The following is a 23,577-nucleotide window of genomic DNA, read 5'->3' on the forward strand; positions in this document are numbered from 1 at the left end:
CAGTATGCTCCGGTAGATTACCGAATCACACTGGTTGGTTGCTTAAGAGCTAATACATTTAACTTCACTATGAATGATTCTTCTTTAAGTGGATTCCAATTTCCAGCTCAGTAGTTAATTCTGGAGGTTCTTATCAATAAGTTCATGAAAATAAACTGCAGCATGTTCAGTTGGAGAAAAGATACCATTTGTAAATGCCTCGGAACTTAATCCTTTTTGCAATTTTTCCACCAGTTCAAAATCTTCCTGCCGTACTTGATCAACAAATTTAAAATATTCTTCTTTTTCTATTGTTGTTTTTTCATCGAGGGCATAATCACGATAAATACCTAACGACGTCTCAGAATCAACAGGAATTACTTGAATGGTATTCACATTCCCATCTCCTGGATAAACGTTAATCATCATATTTGGCCAAACCCAATAAAAACGTGCTTGGTCACCCTCACCATTCTTGCTTACCGTCATATATTGATAGGTGAATTTGTCGTGTGTCGTTGTGCAAAAGTTTGATAAATCAAAAGATTTCGCAAAGCCAGGATGGGCAATGGAACAATGATCACATTCAAGGTAATTGTCAACAACAGCTTTCCAATTAGCTTTAACTACACGGCGAGTTTCCCTAACTAGATTCAGTGAATCAAAGAAGGGATACTCTTTCATTTCCTCTAAAAATTCCTGATATGCTTCTGCCATGGAAGGTGCATTTTTGTCTAGATTGACAAAAATCATAGCATTCTGAACTTCTAAGCGTATGGATTTCATACAGCTGTGTATGCCCAATTCATTCGTTTTAAAATTAGGAGCTCTATATACACTTCCATCTAATTTGAACGTCCATCCATGATATCCGCATTGTAAAACTTTTTTATTTCCTTTATCGGAGTTTTCTACTTTCATTCCGCGATGAGGGCAAATATTATAGAAAGCACGCAGTTCACCATCGGTACCGTGAGAAACGATAATAGGCTCCCCGGCGATATCCAATGTCATGAAATCGCCCACTTTTTCAACTTGGCTTGCATGTCCTGCTAATATCCAGCTCCTTCTAAAAATTTTTTTCCGTTCTTCATTGAATACCTCTGGATCGACATACCGTGAATAAGGGAGTGTAGGGCTGAATTGTACATTTTCTTTAGTGGACATATTGAAAATCCCTCCTGAATTATGTTCTAATTTAAAAGTTTGAAAAACGAACGGTTTAATATGTTGTTATATTCGATCCATATAGACTGTCTTAACTTCAGTATAGAATTCAACGGCACTCTTCCCTTGTTCACGGCTGCCTGCACTTGATTTTTTACATCCGCCAAATGGCATTTGCGGTTCGGTTCCTGCTGTTTCCGAATTGACATGGACAAGACCCACTTCGACATCTTCAATAAACCTTTGAGCCGCCGTTAAATTATTGGTACAAATCGCTGCGCTCAATCCATACTCTGTATCATTTGCCATCTTAACTGCTTCCTCATAATTTCCTGCCTTGAAAAGTGCAATGACTGGTCCAAAGATTTCTTCACGTGCTATGCGGGCATCCTGAGCAACATTTTCAAAGATAGCCGGTCGGACATAATATCCGTTCGCCAATTCCTCTTCAGTCGGAATCTCTCCTCCACACAATAGCGTTGCTTCTGATTTCCCAGTATCAATCATTTCAAGCACGCCATCGCGTTGTGATTTAGATACAGCGGGACCAATATATGTTTCTTCGTTGAGCGGGTCTCCCACTTTTAATTCTTTCGTCCGGGCGACAAGACGGTCACGGAATGCTTCATATATTCCTTCTTCGACAATCACCCTGCTAGTGGCTGTGCATTTTTGCCCTGTGGACTTAAAGGCTCCGCCTACAGCAATTTCCACTGCTTTTTCTAGATCAGCATCAGCTAGTACGACGAGCGGGTTTTTCCCTCCCATTTCTGTTTGCACTTTCTTCCCATGTTCAATCGCTTGTTTTTGAATTTGCTGACCTACTTGATTCGAACCGGTAAAAGATATAGCCTTCACATCTGGATGTTCCACTAATGCAGAACCAATGACCGAACCCCTTCCGAATACACAATTAATGACTCCAGCCGGAAGACCAGCTTCATCAAATGCCTTTATCACATGATAGACCGACTTAGGTGTAAGATCAGCCGGTTTAATCACGACTGTATTCCCGTAAATCAGGGCAGGCGCCAGTTTCCACACAGGGATAGCTATTGGAAAGTTCCATGGTGTAATCAACCCCACCGGACCGAGCGGAGTACGGGTTGTGTACAAAAATGTATTGGCATTCGCTGAAGGAATCACTTCTCCAAGTGGCTGCCGGGCTTCAGCAGCATAATATTCAAGAATGCTGGCAGCTCGATTGGCTTCCCCCATCCCTTCCAGAAATGTTTTTCCTTCTTCCTTTATCAAATCCCGCCCCACTTCCTGCATATTCTTTTTCAAAATATCAGCTGCTTTCTGTAAGTATGAAGCCCTTTGCTGAAACGATAGTTTTTTCCAAGCAGGAAATGAATTTTTTGCGGCAGCCACTGCATCATGCAAATCTGCGGCCGCACTGGATGGAAATCCCCCTAAATTTTCTCCATTATGGGGACTCAGGTTTTCCTTATACTCCCCTGTAGTTGGTGTTTGCCATTTTCCGTTAATATAATTTAAGTAACGCATAATATTTCCCCCGTATTCTATTTTTCTACTTCTAAATTATAGTTTTGCTTATAACTGGGAACTTCTAAATGGATCCTTCAACGCTTCCTACTAGAACCTCTATTGAACAAAATCATTAGGCTGATCATTTGTTAAGGCTGGCACCTCCACTTTTACTTTTCTTCTCGCATATCTAAAATAGTAAAATATATAGCAAGCAGCGACAAAACCTAATCCCCAATACAACGAATTGCGCTGTGTCGAATCATAAGCGGTGAACACGAAAATACCTAGACACATAAGGATGCAGAGAATCGGGACAAACGGGAAGAAAGGTACTCTAAACTTCAGATTTTCAACCTTTCCTCCTTCTCTGATATACTGCTTACGGAATCTGTACTGTGCGAACGCAATCGCCATCCAAGTAAGTACCCCTCCAACCCCGCTTATAGAAAGTAACACAACAAATAGCGTTTCTTCTGCTACTACACTTGTAAGTAAAGACAGTAAGGCAAAGAGCAAGGTGATGAGTAAGGCATTAATAGGTACACCGCGCCGGTTTAGCTTTCCAAATAAAGGGGGCGCCATTCCGTTTTGAGAAAGGGAGAAAAGGATCCTGGTACAAGCAAACAGACCCGTGTTCCCTACAGAGAGGACCGCCGTCAAAATTACGAAATTCATAATGTCAGCTGCATAAGGAATACCTACCATTTCAAACACGGTAACAAATGGGCTTTCCAGCACCCCAGCTTCTTGCCACGGAACGATTGCCGATAGAACAAAGATTGCCAGTACATAGAAAAGCAGAACACGTATTACGATGCTTCGAATCGCTCTCGGAATACTTTGTTGCGGGTTTTCCGTCTCGCCTGCTGCAACCCCCATGATTTCTGATCCCTGAAATGCATATACGACCGTCATCATCGATATAAACACACCCGTGAATCCTGTAGGAAATAGTCCATCACCCATAAAATTAGATAAAAACGGAGCAGGTTGTGCATCCATATGAATCAATCCAAACATCGCTGCCGCACCGATAATGATGAACAGAATAACAGTAAGTACTTTAATCCCTGCGAACCAGTACTCAGTCTCAGCGAAACTTCTCGTTGTTAAGGCATTTATTGTGAACAAAAGTACGGTAAATATCATACACCATACCCATACTGGTATATTTGGAAACCATCTAGCCATAAGCAAACCAGCCGCTACAAATTCTAAGCCTACGTAAAGAGCCCAACTCAGCCAGTAAATCCATCCAATGACAAATCCAGTGGCGGGACCAATAAATTTCGTTGCATGGACCTGAAAGGAACCAGACACCGGCATCACTACCGATAATTCACCGAGACAAATCATCGCCAAGTACATTAATAAACCACCGAACAAATAGGCAACAATCGCTCCTGCGGGTCCGGCTTCACCAATCGCATAACCTGATCCCAGGAAGAGACCTGTTCCAATAATCCCACCTAAGGAGAGCATAAATAAATGTCTGCTCTTCATCGAACGCTGTAATTCTTTTGGCTGATTTTCATGTACTGTTTGCATGAATTCCCCCCCGTTTCTAATCGATAAACTGCTCTATACATTTTTATGATTAACACAAGATAACGAGAGTTCCCATTATTCTGAAATTAAACCACATTATTATTGTGCAGATAACGCTTCGGAAGGCTCAGCATACTCTAGCAAGTCACTGATTGTCGGTTTAAATATTTCATAAGCTACTTCTCTTTGATATTTATTTTGGTTTTTTGCTTCTGTAAACAACTGAAACGTATTTTTCCTGCAGAGTTTTTCGATATCATCAACTACAGCTTGCGGATCTGGTTTAACTAGTCCGAAAATAATCACATCATAAAACCTTACCGCCCCCAGGTTGGCAACGAAATCATTAACAACATCAATTCCTCTTTGTTTTATGATTTCGTCTCCCTCAGAAGAAATGGGAATGTTTGCCGCTTCCACAATTAAGCTTGCTTTTACGCTTTTTGCATTGGATATGTGGATGACATCCTCTAGTGCGCACGGAATTAAAATGTCGCAATCTATATCGAGCCATTCCGTGTTTGACCTTACATTATAATGCGGTTCAAAAAAGTCTTTATCCATTTCTCCGTACACATTCTTATGATCAATGAGCTTTTGGACATCTAATCCTTCTTCACACGTTACCAAAAGGGTTGCATCAGAAATTCCAACAACTTTATAACCTAACTGGGACATTTTCAATGCACAGCTTGCTCCTACACAGCCGAATCCTTGAATGACAACTCTCGCTCCATCTTTTCCGGTTTTAAATTTCCAGGCCTCATCTGCCGAAAATGCTACACCATAGCCTGTTACGACATCGTTTAAAAACAACCCGTCAATTTTTGTTTTCAACAGTGCATCAAAGTCCTTTATCCCTTGTAGTACATTCGGATTCTGCTTCATTGATTTCGTAAGAGGGATATCAATACCAAATTCATTAAATATTTTGAGCACATCTTCATATTTGGTACCTAAATCACTGCCTAAAGATACCCCGATGTCTATATAAGGCATCATCGCAATCAGGAATCTTCTTAACACCGCATATGCGTCTGGCGCTTTATAGTCATAGGCAATACCCGCTTTACATGCGCCAGTCGTCTCAGATTCACCGGCTACATACTTATAAGCCATCGCCTCAGCTAACCTTTCGACCTCTTCTTTTGTGACAGTTGGATGCATTCTTGTACCGCCGCCTGCGTAGCCTTTAACAAAGTTATGCACGACCAGCCAACCTTGAGCATCTGTTTCCGTATCATTCCATTCCACAACTAAATATGGTTTTAACATCTGTGAAACCTCCCCAGAATCTTTTATTATTCCTACTAACTTCTAATGCAAAAACAATGTCAAAGTTATATGCCCCACAACTATTTGTTGGACAATAGACTTTGGTGTACTTCCTTCTTATCTTGGCCTACAGATAGAATCTTTGGATTGACTGCAACTTCAATTACAGCCGGCAGCCCTGAAGCAATCGCCCTTTGCAAGGCTGGCGCAAAATCACTATTTTTTTCAACCTTTTCACCATGCGCTCCAAATAAGCGGGCCAATTCGGCAAAATCAGGATTGGACAAGTCAGTTCCAACGACCCGATTTGGAAAATGCCTTTCTTGATGTACTCGAATTGTTCCGTAAATATTGTTGTTGACAACAATTGATATGGTCGGAATTTTATACCGTACAGCGGTTTCAATCTCTTGGAGAGTCATCATAAAGCCTCCATCTCCTGAAATGGATACAACATGTTTGTGAGGCTGCGCCAGCTTTGCCCCAATAGCAGCAGGCAGTCCATATCCCATCGCACCCGACGTTGGCCCTACGTATGTGTTTTCTTGCTCGAAACGGTAATATCTGGATAGCCACCCGAAAAAGTTGCCGGCATCATTTGTAATGATGGTATCTTTCGGCAGACAGACGGCAAGATCATGCATCAATCCGTCCATATCCACAAATTCTTCTGTGTAATCGGCCTTCGGTTCAGAAAATTCCATATATTTATCATGCAATTCTTTCAAATGGTCTTCGCTTGAAATAATAGATCCTGGTTCTGGCGCTTGCAGTGCTTGTTCCAAGAAGCTCTTGGCATCTGCTTCAATGGCAAGTGAAGGTGGATACACTTTACCAAAAATATCGGGACAAATATCCACATGGATCAGTTTTGAATTTTCAGAAATCAACGTGTAGTCTTGTGTTCCTACTTGAGAGAATCGTGTCCCTAATGCCAAAACTACATCTGCATCGCGGATTGCATCAAGTAAATATTGTGGTGTCCCAAACCCAAGCCATCCAGCATAGCAAGGATGTGAGTTCGGAAACGCGTCAAATCGCCGGAAAGCTGTAATGACAGGAAGTTTCATTGCCTCCACAAACTGTACAAGCAACCTGTTGGCCTTAGCATGAATTACACCCCCGCCAGCAATCAATACGGGACGCTCCGCGTTTCGTATCATATCCATCGCCTGCTTCACAACTTCCATATGTGGTTGAGGAGGAAGCGAGCGATAAGTTGGATTTATGTTCAACTCTGCCTCATCTTCTAACATGTCATGCGGCAAAGCCACCAATACAGGGCCCGGACGCCCCGATCGCGCAATATGGAACGCCCGTTGCAATAATTCCGGGATCCTTTCCACACGATCGATTTCTACCGTCCATTTACATAAATGACTGAAAAAACCCGTCAAATTCACTTCCTGGAATGCTTCCTTTTCTTTAAAAGGGCGTTCGACTTGGCCAATCAGCGCAACCAAAGGGGTCGAGTCTTGGGCAGCAGTATGAATGCCGATAGCTAAGTTTGTAGCCCCCACTCCACGCGTTGCCATACAAACACCTACCTCTCCCGAAGCCTTGGCATACCCTTCCGCCATAAAAGAGGCACCCCCTTCATGCCTTGCAGAAATAAGTTCTATTTCAGGATGTTGATATAGTGCATCCATTACACTTAGATAACTTTCACCTGGTACACAAAAAGCTTTTTTTACCCCTTCTTTAGCCATTACTTCTACGATTGCTCTTCCTCCACTTACTTTCATAATCAAGCCTCCCGCTTTCAAGTACGTGTTTTTGTTCTAGTAATTTATGATTATATTAAAAATTGGACTCATTCCCACCATCATTTAACTAGTTTTGTCCATTCCTAAAGCTTGTTTATTATCTTCTTCCATTCCAATTGATGTTTTTCTTGTAACGGCACTCACTCCCAAAGTTACTGCAATGTTGATGAGTAATACGGCTAACCCTACATCAAGATCTTGTATGACTTGCGGCAGGGATGGAAATAAAGTAGCAAGTGTCGTACCTGAAGTAGTCGAGTATATTACAATTAGAATTCCAGCTATCATTCCGGCAAAAGCTCCTTGAACGGTAACAGGATTCTTTTTCCACAAGCTAAAAAATAATGCGGGAAATAACTGTGCCATGAAGCTATATGCCATTAGATACAACGTAAAAATCGACTCCCCGCCATTAAACGTAAAATATAGAGTCACTATGGAAATGGCAGGTACTAACATCCTGCTCAGTCTTTGAAGCTGTTCATCCGATGTATTCGGCTTCCACACCTTATATACATTTTTGGAAAGTATCGTGGCAGTTGCCGTCAACACGAGTGAACTAGGTATAAGGGCGGCCATCGCCCCTGATGCACCAATAACCCCAACAAACCAGGGATCAAATGACATTTTCGCCATTTTAAATAAAGCTAAGTCTGCTTCTGCCCCCTGTAGATTCGGAACTTGGAGAATCGCAGAAAAACCAATAAATAACGAAAAAATGATGATTACTTGATAAATTGGCATAACCCCAGCATTCCAACGAAGTGATTTTGGACTTTTTGCAGAGAATACTCCCGCCAACATATGAGGAAACATATAAAATGCCAGTGCTGTCATGATCGTAGCTGAAATAAACCAAGAGATACTCAAACCTTGTTCCGGGAAAATCAACAAACCTTGTTTTGCTGTATCGATTGCTTCAAACATGGGCTGTAAACCACCGTAATAATGAAGAGGAAAATAAATCCCCATGATGACGACTACAGTCAGAATCATGATATCTTTAATGACCGCGGTCCACGCCACCCCATGCATCCCTGAAGCAGTTACATAAATTGTGATCGCAATGACACTTACAACTATGGCCACATTTGGCGAAATGGACCCATAGGAGGCTTCCGATACGATAATTCCTAACCCTTTCAACTGCATGATCAGATATGGAATAATTGAAATGACGCTAATTACCGCCACAAGAACTCCTAAAGCCGGACTATTGTACTTTTTATCATAAAAATCAGATTGAGATATGACATTATTTTTTTTGGCATATCTCCAAATAGGCGGCAAAAGCCAATAGGCGATTACAAAATAGAAGCAATTGAAAGCGTATAAGGCAGGAGGCATACCAGATCTATATGCACCGCCGCTTGCCCCCAAAAACGTATATGTCGTAAACATTTCACCTGCTATCAAGAAGAAGAGCAAAAAGCTGCCGAAACCCCTTCCGCCTATAGCCCATTGTTCCAAACTCATATTCTTACCTTTTCGAGCTTGAAGCCCTAACCAAATACACAGAACCAAAAAGAAAAGGATAACAAGCAGGGCTTCATTCATCAGTCTTCTTCCTCCTCGGTTGCAGGATCAAGTTTATTAGCAATTATTAAAAACACTGATGTAAGACAAACCCATAAAATGGCCCAAAAAAGAACAAATGGCATCCCTAAAACATAAGGTTCAATCCGATTGATAACCACAAGCGAGCCAAGTGCCGGTATTGCACTTATCACATAGATCATTTTCTTCATTTGTTCACCATCCTTATCAACAAATGCCATTGAACCACCCAATCACCTGTTTTCTGAAAAAACAGATATTTTTTTCTGTATTATTACATTGATAGCCTTTTAGTTAAGGGCTCATTTACAGCCCAATTCGGTTTCAGGCCTGTTAGAACTTGTTCCACTTGCATTGCTGCATGTACAGCCATGCGTATCGAGCCTTCCTTCGTCAATGCCGCATTATGAGGACTGACAATCACATTATCCAATTTAAAAAGGGGGTTCCATTTATCAGGAGGTTCAACTTCAAATACGTCTATTCCAGCGCCGGCAATCTGGCCCGCTTGCAAAGCATTTACTAAATCACTTTCCCTCACCACACCGCCTCTGGAAGCGTTTACAAAATAGGAAGAAGGTTTCATCCAGGAAAACTCACGGCTACCTATTATCCCTTTTGTTGTTTTCGTTAATGGCAGATGCAGGCTAATAACATCAGAGTTTCTGAATACCCATTCTAAATCTGCTACTATCTCCAACTCCGAATTCGTTTTGGCTGTAACATAGGGGTCGTAGCCAATCACTTTCATATCAAAGCCTTGGTAAGCCTTTTTTGCCAGTATTCTGCCGATTCTCCCCAGTCCGATAATCCCCAAAGTCTTGCCTTCCAAGTCCATGCCAAAAAGTTGATTACGAATAGCAAAATTCCCGCTGCGCAGTTCTTTATCAGCCAAGCTTAAGTTTTTGGACAATGATAAAATTAATGCCATTACATGTTCAGCTACAGAATTCGCATTTGCCTCTGGTGTATTCGTTACATAAATGCCTCGCTCTGTAGCAGCTTCGATATCAATATTGTCCAAGCCCACACCATACTTGGCAATCACTTTGAGGTTTTCAGCTGCTTGAATGACTTCTTTATTTATTACAGCCGTTGATCTCGTTAGTACTGCATCACAACCCTTGATTTCTTCCATAAGAATTTCTTGCGACAAATCAGACCCTACTTTAATCTTATAGCCTTTTTCCACTAAATAACTTTTCCCCTCTTTCTCAATATCTTGAGGAATATACACTACATGACTCACCTTCACACCAACCCTTTCATGTTAACCTTGAAGGAAATATCTTTCCTACTGCATGGTTATATATACAATTATTGTGCCAACATAAAAAACATCAGTTTATTCAAGAAAGAAGCCAATTAGCCCTTATATCAAGACATAAATAAATGTAACAAATTGTTTCAAAATGAATTATTTAGTTTCATTACGTTTCAATCTGTTTCAATATTCAAATTTTTCATCTTTCTCCATAAAGTCGTGCGACTCATCCCTAACTCAAAGGCAGCTTTTCCTTTATTAAAATTAACCTTAATTAACATTTGAACAATTCTTTCACGTTCGGATAAATGCATCCCAGGGGACATATCCATCTCTTCGTCTTGTTTCGATAGCTGTATTTTCTTTTTACTTCTATTGGGAAAATATATTTCAATATCGTACACATCAATTAACTTGTCTTTATAAAGAGCGCATAATCGCTCACAAAAATTTTGCAATTGGCGAATATTCCCTTCCCAATTCTCTTCGCTCAGCTTTTTCATGGCATTTTCCGTAATCTTAATTTGTTTTTGATCCGAATGACCTTTCTGAATAAAAGCATTCACCAATACCGGAATATCTTCTCTGCGTTCCCGAAGTGGAGGCAATACAAGGTCCAGTACACTCAAGCGATAATACAGATCCTCCCGAAAGTCATTACTTTTCACCATTTGCATGAGGTCTTTGTTCGTTGCAGACACAATTCTCACATCAACGGGAATTACTTTATCATCACCGATACGCATGATTTCCCGCTCTTGGAGGACACGTAGCAGCCGGCTTTGCATTTTTGGGGAGATTTCCCCTATTTCATCTAAAAAAATCGTACCTCTATGAGCCAGTTCAAAAAATCCTAGCTTTCCGCCTTTCATAGCTCCCGTGAAAGCTCCTTCTGCATATCCGAAAAGCTCACTTTCCAATAGATTTTCGGGAAGCGCCGCGCAATTAATGGCTACAAACGGGTTATTTTTCCGGTTGCTATGATTATGTATGCTTTGGGCGAATATTTCCTTGCCCGTTCCAGTTTCTCCAATTATAAGAATATTTGAATCTACTTCACTATAACGTTGGGCTGTTTCAATCGTCCTCTTAATTTCGGGACTTCGATACAATATATCATCAAATGTGTACTTGGCCACATGTCCGCGTGAATGAAGTTTTCTAACGAACTTCCCTTCCATCTCTTGAATGCGGGTAACATCTTGAAAGGCTACCATATCCCCCACTTTTTTACCCTTTAAAAATATCGCAACTTTTTTTACCGATAATTGAATCGTTTGGTAAGCAACGGTATCTTTTTCGTATTCACCGTCGCTTAAAAGCATATTTCGAAATCTCCCGGGCTTTATTATATCGTATATAGAATTTCCAATTAAGCTCCCCTTGGAAATCGATAATATCTCCTGAGCCGCCGTATTGAATACAGATATTTGCCCTTTTAAATCTATAGCAATAACCCCTTCATAGGCATAATTAAGAATCGTTTGGTAACGCTTGGTCTTCTCCTGTTCCCTTCTGCTGACAAGAGCTACTCTTTTCGCCTCAATCAACGCCTGCCGAAATGATTCCTTTCCCGTGTCAACCAGAATGGCTCCCAACCCTATCTCTTCAGCATATTTACAGGTACTTAAACCACTTAACACCACCTCACAACCTTCTCTGGCTGCCAAATCCACTAAACTGACTGAGGACTCGATATCATTTAATATATAGGACTGAATTGGCAAATCAACAATATCCGAAAGGTTTTCCACCCCATAAATCATGTTTAACGCTCCTATAACGGCCACTTTTTTACTGCCAAAACGTGCCTTGCAATCATATAGTGAACGAATGAGGTCAATCCCTTGGACAGGTATATCGACGATTGGAATGAATTCATTGCTTTCTTTTAATAGTTTCGTGATCAAACCCCTTGAAATGATCACATCAGCATCCAACTTCAACTTCCCAATCTTATCGGCATCCTCAACCACCTCCTCTAAAACAAACTTCACTGAACCGTTATCATTGTTGTCCGATTCTTCCAACTTGTTGAATTCCTCAAACCTTTCAAAAGCATCCGTAATATACCCTTTTCGAGGAACAACGAGTTTTATTTTTATCAAAACACCCACCTCCAACGTAAATCATTTTGGTTTATTGGATAAAAGCTAAAAGTAACCTGTAATTTATTCCAGACCTTGTTATACAAGGACTGGATATAACCTGGCAAGCTAAGAATGCCGCAAAGTTTTTCATTCAAAGCCACAATAAGAAAAGCCATGTGAAACTTCTAAAATAGTATTTCTGCATTATATTTAGATATTAGATATTTCACTTTATTAATGACTTTGAAAAATAAAAAACCCTGTTATCGTGGGTTTTTTCATCATAAGGATTTCGATTGGTATTTAATATGGTCATTCAGGTCATCACCATTAAAACTTTTTTTTCATCACTGGAATATACTTTTAACATTAACATCAGTATAATGATTCTTTAGGTGAAAATCATCATGAAAAATCCTTTTTAATTTCTTAAAGCGGCATGATCATCTACTTTTTTCCATAATTCCCCTTCCTTTCTCTGTAACAGGACTATATTCCTTTTATTCTTCATACAAATGTGGAATTCCTTTTGATTTTATCGGTACAGACAATAAAATTAGTCTACAAACATATTAACCCCGTTCAAGAAATCCTGAACGGGGTTTTTAATAAATTTTTATTTTTTGCGGGCATTCTAGCAGTTATCAAACTTTATAACATTCAAGGTGGTTTTACTTACGGACTTAAAAAGGATCGGCGATGACAAGGATTTTCCCTGCTTTAATATCCTCCACATATTGATCGACTTCGGATTCCTCTAGTCCAATATCCAATAATGGCTTTCTCAATCCGCCTGCTCCCGATGCTGCCCCGGCAGCGGCTCCGCCAAAAGTTGCGAAAATAGGTCCTGCTGCCAATATCGGACCAATTCCTGGTACGGCCAATGCACTCATTCCAATTAGCAGGCCTGTTAATCCGACAGCTCCGCCGGCTGCTGCCCCAGCTACTAATCCATCAGTCTTTGCCGGGGCGACTTCCTCGGCTTCACTGGGTAATTGATCAATGTTTTTTGCCACTACTGATATTTGATTGGATGTATATCCTTGTGTCTTTAGGTTTTCCACTGCTGAAATCGCTTCATTTGCATTTTCATATATTGCTATAAACCTCTTGTCCATGGTATCTGCTCCTTTAAAAGTAATGTATTATACAATACCCTTAATTGAGTTTTAATAACCTTCCATGAAGGAAATGAATTTCATTCCCGGATTTGCCCCTGGCCGTAAATGAAGTACTTGCTTGATGTTAAGGCAGGTAAACCCATTGGTCCACGTGCATGCAGCTTTTGTGTCGAAATGCCGATTTCTGCACCATAACCAAATTCAAAGCCATCGGTAAAACGGGTGGAAGCATTGTGATAAACTGCTGCGGCATCTACTTTATTCAAAAATGCGGAAGCGTTTTGTTCATCCCTCGTCAGGATTGCTTCAGAATGCTTGGTACCGTATCGGTTAATATGTTCAATCGCATCGAATACACCTTTGACAGTTTTCACGCTGATTTTTAAAGCCAGGTACTCCGTTGACCAATCTTCCTCCGTAGCCGTTTTGGCTCTTGGAAAGGAGCTGCAAACCGCTTCATCCCCATATATTTCAATACCCTTTTCGTCCAGGAGTTCCAAAATACGCACTCCGTTTTCTTCAAACCATTTTTCATGAATCAGAAGCCCCTCGATAGCATTGCATACGGATGGACGCTGAGTTTTACCGTTTAAGACAATTTTCTCGACAATCGTGATATCTGCGGTCTCATCGATGAAGATATGGCAATTGCCTGCTCCTGTTTCAAGAACCGGAACAGTGGACTCCTTAATGACCGTTTCAATTAAATTCTTTCCGCCTCGTGGAATCAAAACATCTAAATACTCATTAAGATGAAAAAGTTCCTTAGCGGTTTCTCGACTCGTATCCTCGATCAACTGAACAGCTTCTACAGGAATTTCCGTATACTCCAATGCCTTATGAATGGATGATACTAGAGCCATATTGGAGTTTTTGGCTGACGAGCTGCCTCTTAATATAACGGCATTCCCCGTTTTCAAGGACAATGTAGCTGCATCGATGGTCACGTTAGGCCTGGCTTCATAAATCATCCCGATTACACCGATCGGCACCCGTAACTTTTTAATCAATAAACCATTCTCTTTTTCGATCGTCTCCAATTGTTCCCCAACTGGATCATTTAATTCGATTAAAAGCATAATGGCCTCAGCCATGTCATCAATACGGTTAGCATTTAACATAATTCTATCCAATGTAGACTCACTGAAGCCTTTTTTCCTGCCTTCTTCCAGATCCTTTTGGTTTTCTTCTATCAAGAAATCTTTATCGATAATAAGTTGCTTAGCAATGTTCCCAAGTGCCTCGTTCTTTTGTTCCGTACTCAATCCTATTAACTGATAACTGGCTTCTTTGGCTGTCTTTCCTTTCGCCTTCACTTCATTCATTTTCAAATGCCCCCTTTTCCTTCACAAAAATTGATTTTTATGCTTTCACCCATTTATCGCGATGAATCACTTCTATGGAAGTGATCACAAGCTCGGATGTCCTCTTTCCCATCGCCTGTTTTAATTCTTCGTCGGAGTATAGGACCTCACCCCGCCCCAATAATCCATTTGCACCATAGACTTCGACAACATCCCCCTTATTGAAGACTCCTTTAATTTCGTAAATTCCAGCTGGCAGCAGACTGCTGCCATTTGAAACTAAAGCCCTCTCGGCACCTTCATCAACGAAAATTTTCCCGGATACTTGTGAATGAAGGGATATCCATTGTTTGTTTTTCGTTACCGTCATCAAGACATCATTCCCAATATACGTGCCGTCACCTTTGCCTTCGAGGATGGTTAGAAGTTTATCACTCCCATAACCAGAACCAATGAATACTTTCACCCCAAGAGACAATGCAGTTTGGGCTGCAATCAACTTAGATTTCATCCCCCCGGTTCCAACATTGGATCCTGCACCTTCTGCCATTTGCAATAAATCCGCTGTTACTTCGGTTAGCTTATCAAATCGTTTCGCCCCTGGATTTGTCTGTGGATTGGAATCATAGAGCCCATTAATGTCCGTTAATATGATCAGGTTGGTGGCGTGGACCAGTCCGCTTACTAAGGCGGATAGCATATCATTATCACCAAAAGTCAGCTCCTCGACCGATACTGTATCATTTTCATTAATAATCGGAAGGATGCCGCGTTCAAGCAATTCCATCAATGTCGCATATGCATTTTTATATCTATCTTTTTTCGAGAAATCTTTCCTTGTTAACAAAATCTGCGCAGGAACGATTCCAAAATGACCTAATTGTTCCATATATGATTGAATCAATAGGCTTTGCCCAACCGCTGCAGCAGCTTGTTTTCCCTTGAGAGTGACAGGTCTCGTAGGATAGCCGAGCTTGCGAAAACCTGTTGCTACAGCACCTGATGAAACAAGGACAACTTCATGTCCCGCTTTCCTTAAAGCTGCCACTGCCTGGATATGATCGGAAAATTTATTTTGGTCGATTTCACCTTTTGTGTTGGTCAAAGAACTACTTCCTATCTTTACAACGATGCGTTTCTTTTCCATCGATTACTTCCTCCAATAAATATCTAAGACATGAAAAAAAGCCCTCTTCATCCTTGAAATAAGGACGAAAAGGGCTGCTCTCCGTGGTACCACCTTCATTGAATGCAAGTTCATGCATTCCACTTTGCCTGATAACGCCAGGATTTGCGCCTATGTTTTGCATAGGACTCAAGAAGCAGGTTCTGCGTTTTCCTGTCGCGGGTCTTCCAGCAATTGACGCCGCTCTCTGTCACAGTGATTCTCGCATACTAATCTTCTCTCAACGTTCATTGTTTTAATATAGTATGCAAAATTATCTGCTTGATGTCAATAACATTCCTACGATGTATGAACCTTATAACGCGATTGCCGGGCCGAAGAACTCATAGTGGATTTTATCCGCATCTATCCCCAGCTCTTTTAAATAAGTAATGATCGCCTTCATGAATGGAACAGGGCCACACACATAATAATCAGCTTCAGGTTTAACAAAACCGCTCAATAATTCCTTATCGATATACCCTGCCTTTTTAAAATTCGGCAGGTTCTTATCATCCTGGCCCGGATTTTTAAAGACAAAGGATAATTGATAGCTGGTAAGCTTTTGGGCTAGTTCTGTCAGTTCCATTCTGAACGGCTGTAACCGACCATTATCGGAAGCATGAATGAATTGTACATGACGCTCGGGTGTTTGTTCAGCTATCTCATGGACCATACTCATGAAAGGTGTTATGCCAACGCCTCCGCTCAAGAATACTGCCGGTGTTCGTTTTTCCAAATCGATGGTGAAATCACCTGCAGGAGCCGTTACGTCAATACTGTCACCCACCTGAATGGATTCATGCAAGTAGTTGGAGACCCTTCCATCAGGAGAGGTTCCCGGCTTTTCTTTTTTAACGGAAATCCGGAAATAATCTTTTCCCGGAACATCAGACAAACTATATTGACGGTTGAATAGATAGCGTTCACCCGGTATCTCGATCCGAATGGTAATATATTGTCCAGGAAGAAATGATGGAACCTTCTCTCCATCTGAAGGTTTTAAATAAAAGGATGTGATTACGTCACTTTCCCGTACTTTTTCCGCCACTGTGAATCGTTTGAAATCAGACCATCCACCGACCTGATTGGAAGCTTCGTCGTACATTTCCTTTTCGATGCTAATGAAAGCATCGGCAATGACTCCATAGGCCTCTCCCCAAGCTTGGAGGATTTCTTCTGTAGCTGAATCTTGCAACACTTCCTTGATTGCACCTAATAGAAATTCTCCAACAATAGGATAATGTTCGGCTTTAACGGCAAGACTTCTGTGTTTTTGTGCTATTTGCTTCACGGCAGGTAATATCGTTTCGAGTTGATCTATATATTTAGCTGCTGCCAAAACTGTGTTGGCCAGTGCATTTTGCTGACGCCCCTTTTTTTGATTGGCGTGATTAAAAACATTTAATAATTCAGGATGTGCTTCGAAAAGATTTTTATAGAATACAGTTGTGATTGTTGTACCATGCACTTCTAATACAGGTACAGTTGATTTGATAACATCAATAGTTTTTTGGGATAGCATAGGTAAACCCCTCTTCATAAACAAGTATTTTAAATACATGTTTATAATAGAACCTAACTGCATTAAAAGCAATATATTTTATACATCTTTTTCAAAGTATAAGCTTTCATGTTTATAAAATGTTCACATTTATGATATAGTCAAATGGGGATAGAATGTGAGGCGATAAACATGAGGTTGACGAGTTATTCCGATTACTCACTTAGAGTGTTGATTTACCTGGCTTCCCACGACCAAAGCAAATTATCAAATATTAAAGAGATTTCTGAAGTTTATCAACTGTCTAAAAATCATTTGATGAAGATTGTTCATAATCTTGGAAAGTTAGGCTATATCGAGACGATTCGTGGAAGAAATGGCGGATTTCGGCTTGCAAAATCACCCGCTGAAATAAATGTAGGGGAACTTGTACGACGAACCGAGGAGGATTTTTATCTGGTGGAATGTTTTAAAGATCACGATAACTGTGTGATTTCTCCCGTTTGTTCATTGAAATTTGTTCTTAATAATGCCTTGGATGCTTTTCTAAAGGTCCTTGATCAATATACGATTGCAGACTTCAGCGAAAATAAAGTGATGCTCAAAACCTATTTCGATTCGGTAAAAAAGAATGACGAAGAGCCCGATTTTTTATGATCGGGCTCTTTTTCATTAACCGATGATTCGTTCGATCTGCCATTCCTTTTCCATTCGCAAATCCATGATCCCCGTACTGGTTTTCAATAAAACTTTAAGGGGATCGTATGGATTGATCATAACGATCGTCCCGATTCGTTCATTAGTAAGGATGACTTCTTTTCCGACCAATGTGGACATTAAACGATTTACAAATCCCAACAGGATTTCCGGATTGAATTTACCGAACATATCGCTGTTCATTTGTTCAATCACCTTATAAAACGGCATGGCCTGATGATATACACGATTTGAGGACATCGCATGGAAAACATCAGCTATTGCGACGATTTTCGCATGATGATCGATATCATTCCCCTTCAGTCCAAGTGGATAGCCTTGCCCATCTTCCCGTTCATGGTGCTGTAGGGCTGTTAATGCAATCGACGGAAGGATTCCAGGGATATTTTTAAGTAATTCATACCCATAAATGGTATGGAGCTTCATTTCTTCATATTCTGTCGCAGACAGTTTACCCGGTTTTTCCAATATACTATCCGAAATCCTTATTTTACCCACATCATGCAGCGTGGCTGCCAATGTTAGGGCTGAGAGGTTTTCTTTCGATAATCCAAGCTTCATCCCCAGATAAGTGGCAATGATTCCGACCCCGATATTATGACTATACGTGTACTCGTTTTTTGCTTGCATCTCATCGAAAAGGTAATAAATATCAGGATTCTTTGCAGCTTCTGTAATGACAGGTGCTACTTCGGCTTTAATCAATTCAATCTTATCAAGCTGTATTTTTCCTTCCTTACGTATATCTTGAAAAATGTTTTTCATTTGAAGAGAAGCTTCGTTGATTCTTTCATGAATCATTACGTTAGGCTGTACATGATTTTCCGTTAATGAATATCCACCTTTTTCAGGGATGGTAAGAGGCGTATTCGCTTTATTATTAATCTTCCCTCTTCTATTTTTCATTGCTCTCACACTTTTCTCTATTTTTTACCTATGATACCATATCCTTCATGGCCTTGTGTCATAATGAAAGCAATTTTGGGGGACTTAAGATCGGTCAATAAGTTCATTGCCCAGCTGTTTTAATTTTTCACCAACCGTACATTCTGAAATACAGAACTGATGGGCATACGTCCGCCCCTTCTCTTTTCGAAAATGCTTCCTTAAAAAACAATCTTGACAAAACGAAGCGAGAACATCTTCCACTTCTTCATATATTTTTTTCCTGTTCATTGTTGTTATGGCTCCTTTGACTCAGCAATTTCCATTTTGCTGAAAATGGCTTTTCCCTGCAGTGCAAGTGTTGCCAGGCGATCGGCTTCCTGGTTTTCCTTTCGAGAAATTGGCTTGCAGACCGGAATGATCTTTAATTTATCCAGTTTCGCTTCAATGCGGTCAAGCCATTTATTTAAGTTTTCTTCCATGCAAGGCCATTCACCGGAAAGTTGATTTAAGACAACTAGGGAATCCCCTTTAAAGACACAACTTTGATGGTGGATTCCAAGTTCGTCCATCTGCCTGACCGCTTCATGAAAGGCAGCATATTCCGCTTCATTATTGGATTCAAATTGCTCCAATTTCAAGTTGGTGCGTAACCGCCAGAACTTCTTACCTTGGCGAAAATAAATGGCAACACCGATTCCTGCCACCTTTTCACCTTTTTGAAAACCGCCATCAAAAAAAACAGTCACATCATGCGGTTCTTCCTCCACTTCCGTCAGGAGCTTCTTTAGTTCCTTCTTGGTCCAGGTTGTATCGAATTCATCCTTGAACTCCACTTCCTTCAGCCTTCCTGCCTTTTCAAGATCTTCCGTAATGACCAGAGCAGCCCCGGCATCAAGCCAATCCGAAACGAAATCGGCAGATGGTTTTTTTGATGCATGATATGTCCATTGCATAATTACCTTCAAAGATTTCCAGCTCCTTATCCATTCACCATTCATGCAGAACAGCTTACAATTTTCATACCTTTTTTTCGTCTTACCCTTTATAATATATTGTAAGCATTTGTATCGCTTTTTTAATTATAGTTCCCATATCAGCCTGAAATTCTCATGTTTCAATCTTATTTTATATGAAACGTTTTTTTATAATAGCATATTGACAGTTAAACTCGAGGAGGAGCACATCTTGATCGAAGTGTATATTGATGGTGCCAGTGCAGGCAATCCAGGGCCGAGCGGCGCAGGTGTTTTCATAAATAATAATGGTGTGGTCGAGCGGCATGCCTTTCCGCTTGGTAATATGGAAAACCATGAAGCGGAGTACCATGCTTTAATCAAAGCATTGGAAATTTGTGTAGCCAATAAGTATCAAATCGTTTCTTTTCGTACTGACTCACAAGCCATCAACCGGGCCATTGAAAAAAGATTTGCAAAGAATAAGTATGCCATTTTGTTGGAACGGGCGCTAAAGCTTTCCGATGAGCTTGAATTATTTTTCATGAAATGGATTCCAAATCTCGAAAACAAGTCCGCGGATGAGTTGGCTAGACGGGCCATTCGAATGAATAATTCCGAGGAAAATCATGAACAAGACAGCTGATTTTTCATTACTATTCGTTGTATTTATTTGGGGCGTCACTTTTGTCATGGTTCAAAATGCCCTATCTTTTTTAGACCCCTTCACGTTTAATGCGGTCCGTTTCTTCATGGCTTTCATTTTCTTGCTCATCCCTTATATATCGACTTTACACAAAAAAGGGAAAACTTGGAACAAGGGTCTTTTTATAGCTGGGTTTCATATTGGGGTTTGGCTTTTTTTGGGGTATGGGCTTCAAACGATCGGATTGAATTATACAACTCCTGCGAAGACAGGCTTTATAACAGGTTTAAGTGTCGTCATGGTACCCGTGTTTTCCCTGCTGCTTTTAAAACATAGGCTTTCCCGCAATACAATAATAGGTGTCGCAGCCGCAACCATCGGGCTTTATTTAATGACTTTCGCTGACCGCTCCAATTTGAATATTGGTGATTTACTGGTATTTTTTTGCGCAATCAGTTTTGCCATGCAGATCATTACAACGGCTAAATATGCCAAGACCTTACCCGCTTTACCATTGACGCTGATTCAGGTTTCCACAGTATCTTTATTATCATTTGTTTCAGCCTTCATTTTTAAAGAGAATCATTCCGTCATCTTCAGCTCAGAGGTCATGTTACAAAAGGACGTATGGACTGCTTTATTGGTTACGGCAGCCCTTGCCACTGCGTTCGCCTTTTTTGCACAAACCTTCTTCCAAGCCTATACGACACCTACAAGAGTAGCGCTGATTTTTTCAATGGAACCGGTTTTTGCCGCGTTATCTTCATACATATTGATAGGGGAAAAACTGACTACCGCCTCCATCATCGGCTGCGCATTCATATTCTTGGGGATGATCTTCGCTGAACTGCCTGTTAAGAAAAAGAAAACCGTGACACAGGAGTTTACATGAAAAGGCCAATAAAATAAATCGGACTTCCAGTTACGAAGTCCGATTTATTTAAGCAGCCCCTGTTCTTTTGCAAAAGATACCGCTGCACTACGCGTTTCAATGCCGTTTTGTTTTAAGTTTTCCAAAAAGGAGATATAAAAGCTGCCATCAAAGTTCTTTTGTACCTTCAATGTCAATTCTATTGCTGCATTGACTAAAATATCACTCGCATCCGTGTACCGCTTGCCAAAATAAATAAAACCAATAGCGTCATTACCAAAAGTGAATCCTTTTCCCTCTAAAAAACTAACATACTCTTCAGTTGATTTCGCCACTTCTGCATCCACTCCATACTTCATGCCTTATTTTCATCTTACCGTATATCAAAGATTTTGACTATCCATTTTTCGACAAAAAAATCACCGTACAAAATAAAAGAGCTCCCATTGGAAGCTCCGCTTATTGTATTAAATCATTCGCAGTAAAGCCCTGAATTCATGATCACTAGCCAGATTTTTGACCTTCTCCCGATCATACTGATAGACCGCATCGTCCAAAGAACAAGAAATTGGTACATCACATTTTATTTCTGCTAGCTTCCTGGATAAATGAAGCATATCGACGGCGGATTCAATTTTAGCTCGTTGCCCGTTCGTCAATGAAGCAACATTTTCAAGAATCCCTTCGATACTTTGATACTGGATCAATAATTTCAACGCTGTCTTCTCACCTATTCCTTTAACTCCGGGATAGTTATCAGCTGTATCACCCATTAAAGCTTTTAAATCGATCATTTGTCTTGGTGTGATCCCTTTCCATTCAAAAAAGCTATCGGGATTATGAACTTCATAATTACCATATCCTTTTTTTAACAATAACACGGAAATGTTTTCATCTATTAACTGAAGCATATCTTGATCGCCAGTCAATATACCCACCCGGCTATGTTGGGCAGAAGCCTTGGCAATTGTCCCGATACAGTCATCCGCCTCATATCCGGAGAGCCCTATGTTAGGGATATCAAATGCTTCAACCGCTTTTTTCGCTAGGTCGAATTGAGGGATCATTTCGACTGGAGCTTCTGATCGATTGGCCTTGTATCCATCAAATAATTCATTTCTGAAAGTCTTGCTGCCCATATCCCAACACACCGCGACATGACTAGGTGAAAAGTGATTCACCGCCGTCAGCATATGCTTCAAAAAACCTTGAACGGCATTAGTCGGGATGCCTTTTGAGTTAATCATGAATTGACCAGTAACTGCCGTTGCATAATAAGCTCTAAATAAAAGCGCCATCCCATCGACAAGCATAAAGGAAGGATGCTGCTCGTTTTCTTTCATTAACACATTATCACCTCTATCATGATGTACTTCCATTTTAACATAACTGTCCCCTTTTTTAAGGATCGTTTAATTGGAAAAAATATTATTCAATTGGATTATCATCATACGAGATCCAGTCACTGTAACTGCCAATATATATCTTCACATCTTTAAAGCCCGCTTCTTTCAGGGCAATATAATTGGGTGATGCCGTTACACCTGAACCGCAGTACACAATAATTCCCTTATCTTTACCGATGTCTGAAAAATTTGACTGAAGATCTTCCTTCTTTTTAAAATAGCCATTTTCCAGAACGTTTGTCCACACCTTATTTACTGCTCCAGGTATATGTCCGGCTTTTTTATCAATCGGCTCCTCGATTCCCTCGTAGCGCTTAGATTCCCTTGAATCCATTAATACGATATCGTCAGTCCTATTCATAGTGTAATCCTTCACTGTTTGAAAAGATGCAAAAACGGAATCATTTAAATCGATATGATATTCTGTTGGCATATATTTCGTTTGATTCGAGTCAATTGGATAGCCCTCATCCCTCCAGGCGCGAAAGCCCCCGTTAAGAACATAAACTTTCCGATGCCCAAGGTAGCTGAGCAGCCAGGCAAACCTGGAAGCAAAAGAACCTTCCCCGCCATCATAAGCAATAAGTACCGTATCATTGGTGATTCCGTTTAATTCCAGTTTATTTTTAAAGGTTTCCAGGTCAGGAAGAGGATGTCTTCCGCCATGTTCTTGAACCTGCCCCGATAAGTCCTTTTCAAGATCGAAATAAACCGCGCCGGAAATATGGTCTTTTTTGTATTCATTATACCCCGCATCAGGAGAGCCTAGCTGAAAGCGGCAGTCACAAATTCTGATCTCTTGAGAATTCAACTTCGGCAACAGCTCTTCTTTTTCAATTATTAAACTCATCTAAAAAACCCC

Annotated in this window: 22 protein-coding genes; 3 read left to right on the top strand and 19 right to left on the bottom strand. The window is 40.6% G+C overall.

The genetic code is table 11. From position 1 onward, the window contains the following. Nucleotides 1–114: 114 nt before the first annotated feature. The 13 genes from ACFRAK_RS09165 to hmpA form a co-directional block, all read right to left on the bottom strand. On the bottom strand, nt 115–1,146 hold the full coding sequence (locus tag ACFRAK_RS09165) for an aromatic ring-hydroxylating oxygenase subunit alpha (protein WP_387597432.1): 1,032 nt from the start codon (nt 1,144–1,146) through the stop codon (nt 115–117). A 66-nt stretch (nt 1,147–1,212) separates the two neighbouring features. Continuing rightward, nucleotides 1,213–2,655 (bottom strand): aldehyde dehydrogenase family protein, encoded by a 1,443-nt coding sequence (locus ACFRAK_RS09170; protein WP_394571648.1) that lies wholly within the window; start codon nt 2,653–2,655, stop codon nt 1,213–1,215. A gap of 99 nt (nt 2,656–2,754) precedes the next feature. Then, entirely contained in the window at nt 2,755–4,188 is a 1,434-nt protein-coding gene (locus ACFRAK_RS09175) for an amino acid permease (protein ID WP_394571649.1), read from the bottom strand. Nucleotides 4,189–4,287: 99 nt separating this feature from the next. Continuing rightward, entirely contained in the window at nt 4,288–5,463 is a 1,176-nt protein-coding gene (locus ACFRAK_RS09180; protein ID WP_387597441.1) for a Glu/Leu/Phe/Val family dehydrogenase, read from the bottom strand. Nucleotides 5,464–5,543: 80 nt separating this feature from the next. Continuing rightward, nucleotides 5,544–7,208, bottom strand: a complete 1,665-nt coding sequence (locus tag ACFRAK_RS09185) for a thiamine pyrophosphate-dependent enzyme (protein WP_394571650.1) — start codon at nt 7,206–7,208, stop codon at nt 5,544–5,546. Nucleotides 7,209–7,292: 84 nt separating this feature from the next. Continuing rightward, complete coding sequence (locus tag ACFRAK_RS09190) at nt 7,293–8,786, bottom strand: sodium:solute symporter family protein (RefSeq protein WP_387706914.1); 1,494 nt, start codon at nt 8,784–8,786, stop codon at nt 7,293–7,295. Continuing rightward, nucleotides 8,786–8,968: a DUF3311 domain-containing protein gene (locus ACFRAK_RS09195; RefSeq protein WP_370662591.1), complete on the bottom strand. Its 183-nt coding sequence runs from the start codon at nt 8,966–8,968 to the stop codon at nt 8,786–8,788. Before ACFRAK_RS09195 ends, ACFRAK_RS09190 begins: the two co-directional genes overlap by 1 nt. Before the next feature lie 92 nt (nt 8,969–9,060). Further along, on the bottom strand, nt 9,061–10,023 hold the full coding sequence (locus ACFRAK_RS09200; protein WP_387597450.1) for a hydroxyacid dehydrogenase: 963 nt from the start codon (nt 10,021–10,023) through the stop codon (nt 9,061–9,063). Between the two features lie 200 nt (nt 10,024–10,223). Beyond that, entirely contained in the window at nt 10,224–12,158 is a 1,935-nt protein-coding gene (locus ACFRAK_RS09205) for a sigma 54-interacting transcriptional regulator (RefSeq protein WP_394571651.1), read from the bottom strand. A 665-nt stretch (nt 12,159–12,823) separates the two neighbouring features. Further along, entirely contained in the window at nt 12,824–13,258 is a 435-nt protein-coding gene (locus ACFRAK_RS09210; RefSeq protein ID WP_192205276.1) for a general stress protein, read from the bottom strand. A gap of 80 nt (nt 13,259–13,338) precedes the next feature. Continuing rightward, on the bottom strand, nt 13,339–14,586 hold the full coding sequence (locus tag ACFRAK_RS09215; RefSeq protein ID WP_394571652.1) for a glutamate-5-semialdehyde dehydrogenase: 1,248 nt from the start codon (nt 14,584–14,586) through the stop codon (nt 13,339–13,341). A 37-nt stretch (nt 14,587–14,623) separates the two neighbouring features. Next, a complete protein-coding gene (gene proB, locus ACFRAK_RS09220; protein WP_387597461.1) occupies nt 14,624–15,712 on the bottom strand; it encodes a glutamate 5-kinase in 1,089 nt (362 codons plus the stop codon). A gap of 334 nt (nt 15,713–16,046) precedes the next feature. After that, nucleotides 16,047–17,255, bottom strand: coding sequence for an NO-inducible flavohemoprotein (gene hmpA / locus ACFRAK_RS09225; protein ID WP_394571653.1), 1,209 nt, complete (start codon nt 17,253–17,255; stop codon nt 16,047–16,049). 171 nt (nt 17,256–17,426) lie between these two features. Between hmpA and ACFRAK_RS09230 the strand changes: the two genes are divergently transcribed. Then, nucleotides 17,427–17,891, top strand: coding sequence for an RrF2 family transcriptional regulator (locus tag ACFRAK_RS09230; protein WP_076365790.1), 465 nt, complete (start codon nt 17,427–17,429; stop codon nt 17,889–17,891). A gap of 15 nt (nt 17,892–17,906) precedes the next feature. Here the strand turns inward: ACFRAK_RS09230 and ACFRAK_RS09235 are convergent, their stop codons facing one another. From ACFRAK_RS09235 to ACFRAK_RS09245, 3 genes are all read right to left on the bottom strand, one after another. Then, a complete protein-coding gene (locus tag ACFRAK_RS09235) occupies nt 17,907–18,857 on the bottom strand; it encodes an HD-GYP domain-containing protein (RefSeq protein WP_387597468.1) in 951 nt (316 codons plus the stop codon). An 84-nt stretch (nt 18,858–18,941) separates the two neighbouring features. Continuing rightward, entirely contained in the window at nt 18,942–19,127 is a 186-nt protein-coding gene (locus ACFRAK_RS09240; protein WP_387597471.1) for a zinc-finger domain-containing protein, read from the bottom strand. 5 nt (nt 19,128–19,132) lie between these two features. Then, nucleotides 19,133–19,804: a reverse transcriptase-like protein gene (locus tag ACFRAK_RS09245; protein ID WP_394571654.1), complete on the bottom strand. Its 672-nt coding sequence runs from the start codon at nt 19,802–19,804 to the stop codon at nt 19,133–19,135. Nucleotides 19,805–20,024: 220 nt separating this feature from the next. Here ACFRAK_RS09245 and ACFRAK_RS09250 point away from each other — a divergent pair, with 220 nt between their 5' ends. Continuing rightward, nucleotides 20,025–20,438: a reverse transcriptase-like protein gene (locus tag ACFRAK_RS09250; RefSeq protein WP_260285938.1), complete on the top strand. Its 414-nt coding sequence runs from the start codon at nt 20,025–20,027 to the stop codon at nt 20,436–20,438. After that, nucleotides 20,422–21,330 (top strand): DMT family transporter, encoded by a 909-nt coding sequence (locus ACFRAK_RS09255; protein WP_387597478.1) that lies wholly within the window; start codon nt 20,422–20,424, stop codon nt 21,328–21,330. Before ACFRAK_RS09250 ends, ACFRAK_RS09255 begins: the two co-directional genes overlap by 17 nt. A gap of 44 nt (nt 21,331–21,374) precedes the next feature. Here the strand turns inward: ACFRAK_RS09255 and ACFRAK_RS09260 are convergent, their stop codons facing one another. The 3 genes from ACFRAK_RS09260 to ACFRAK_RS09270 form a co-directional block, all read right to left on the bottom strand. Next, nucleotides 21,375–21,656, bottom strand: coding sequence for a DUF6123 family protein (locus ACFRAK_RS09260; RefSeq protein WP_228467451.1), 282 nt, complete (start codon nt 21,654–21,656; stop codon nt 21,375–21,377). A gap of 120 nt (nt 21,657–21,776) precedes the next feature. Further along, on the bottom strand, nt 21,777–22,652 hold the full coding sequence (locus ACFRAK_RS09265) for a 5'-3' exonuclease (RefSeq protein ID WP_387598195.1): 876 nt from the start codon (nt 22,650–22,652) through the stop codon (nt 21,777–21,779). 85 nt (nt 22,653–22,737) lie between these two features. Next, nucleotides 22,738–23,565, bottom strand: a complete 828-nt coding sequence (locus tag ACFRAK_RS09270) for a sulfurtransferase (RefSeq protein ID WP_394571656.1) — start codon at nt 23,563–23,565, stop codon at nt 22,738–22,740. Between the last annotated feature and the right edge of the window lie 12 nt (nt 23,566–23,577).

The sequence above is a fragment of the Peribacillus sp. NPDC056705 genome, assembly GCF_043656335.1.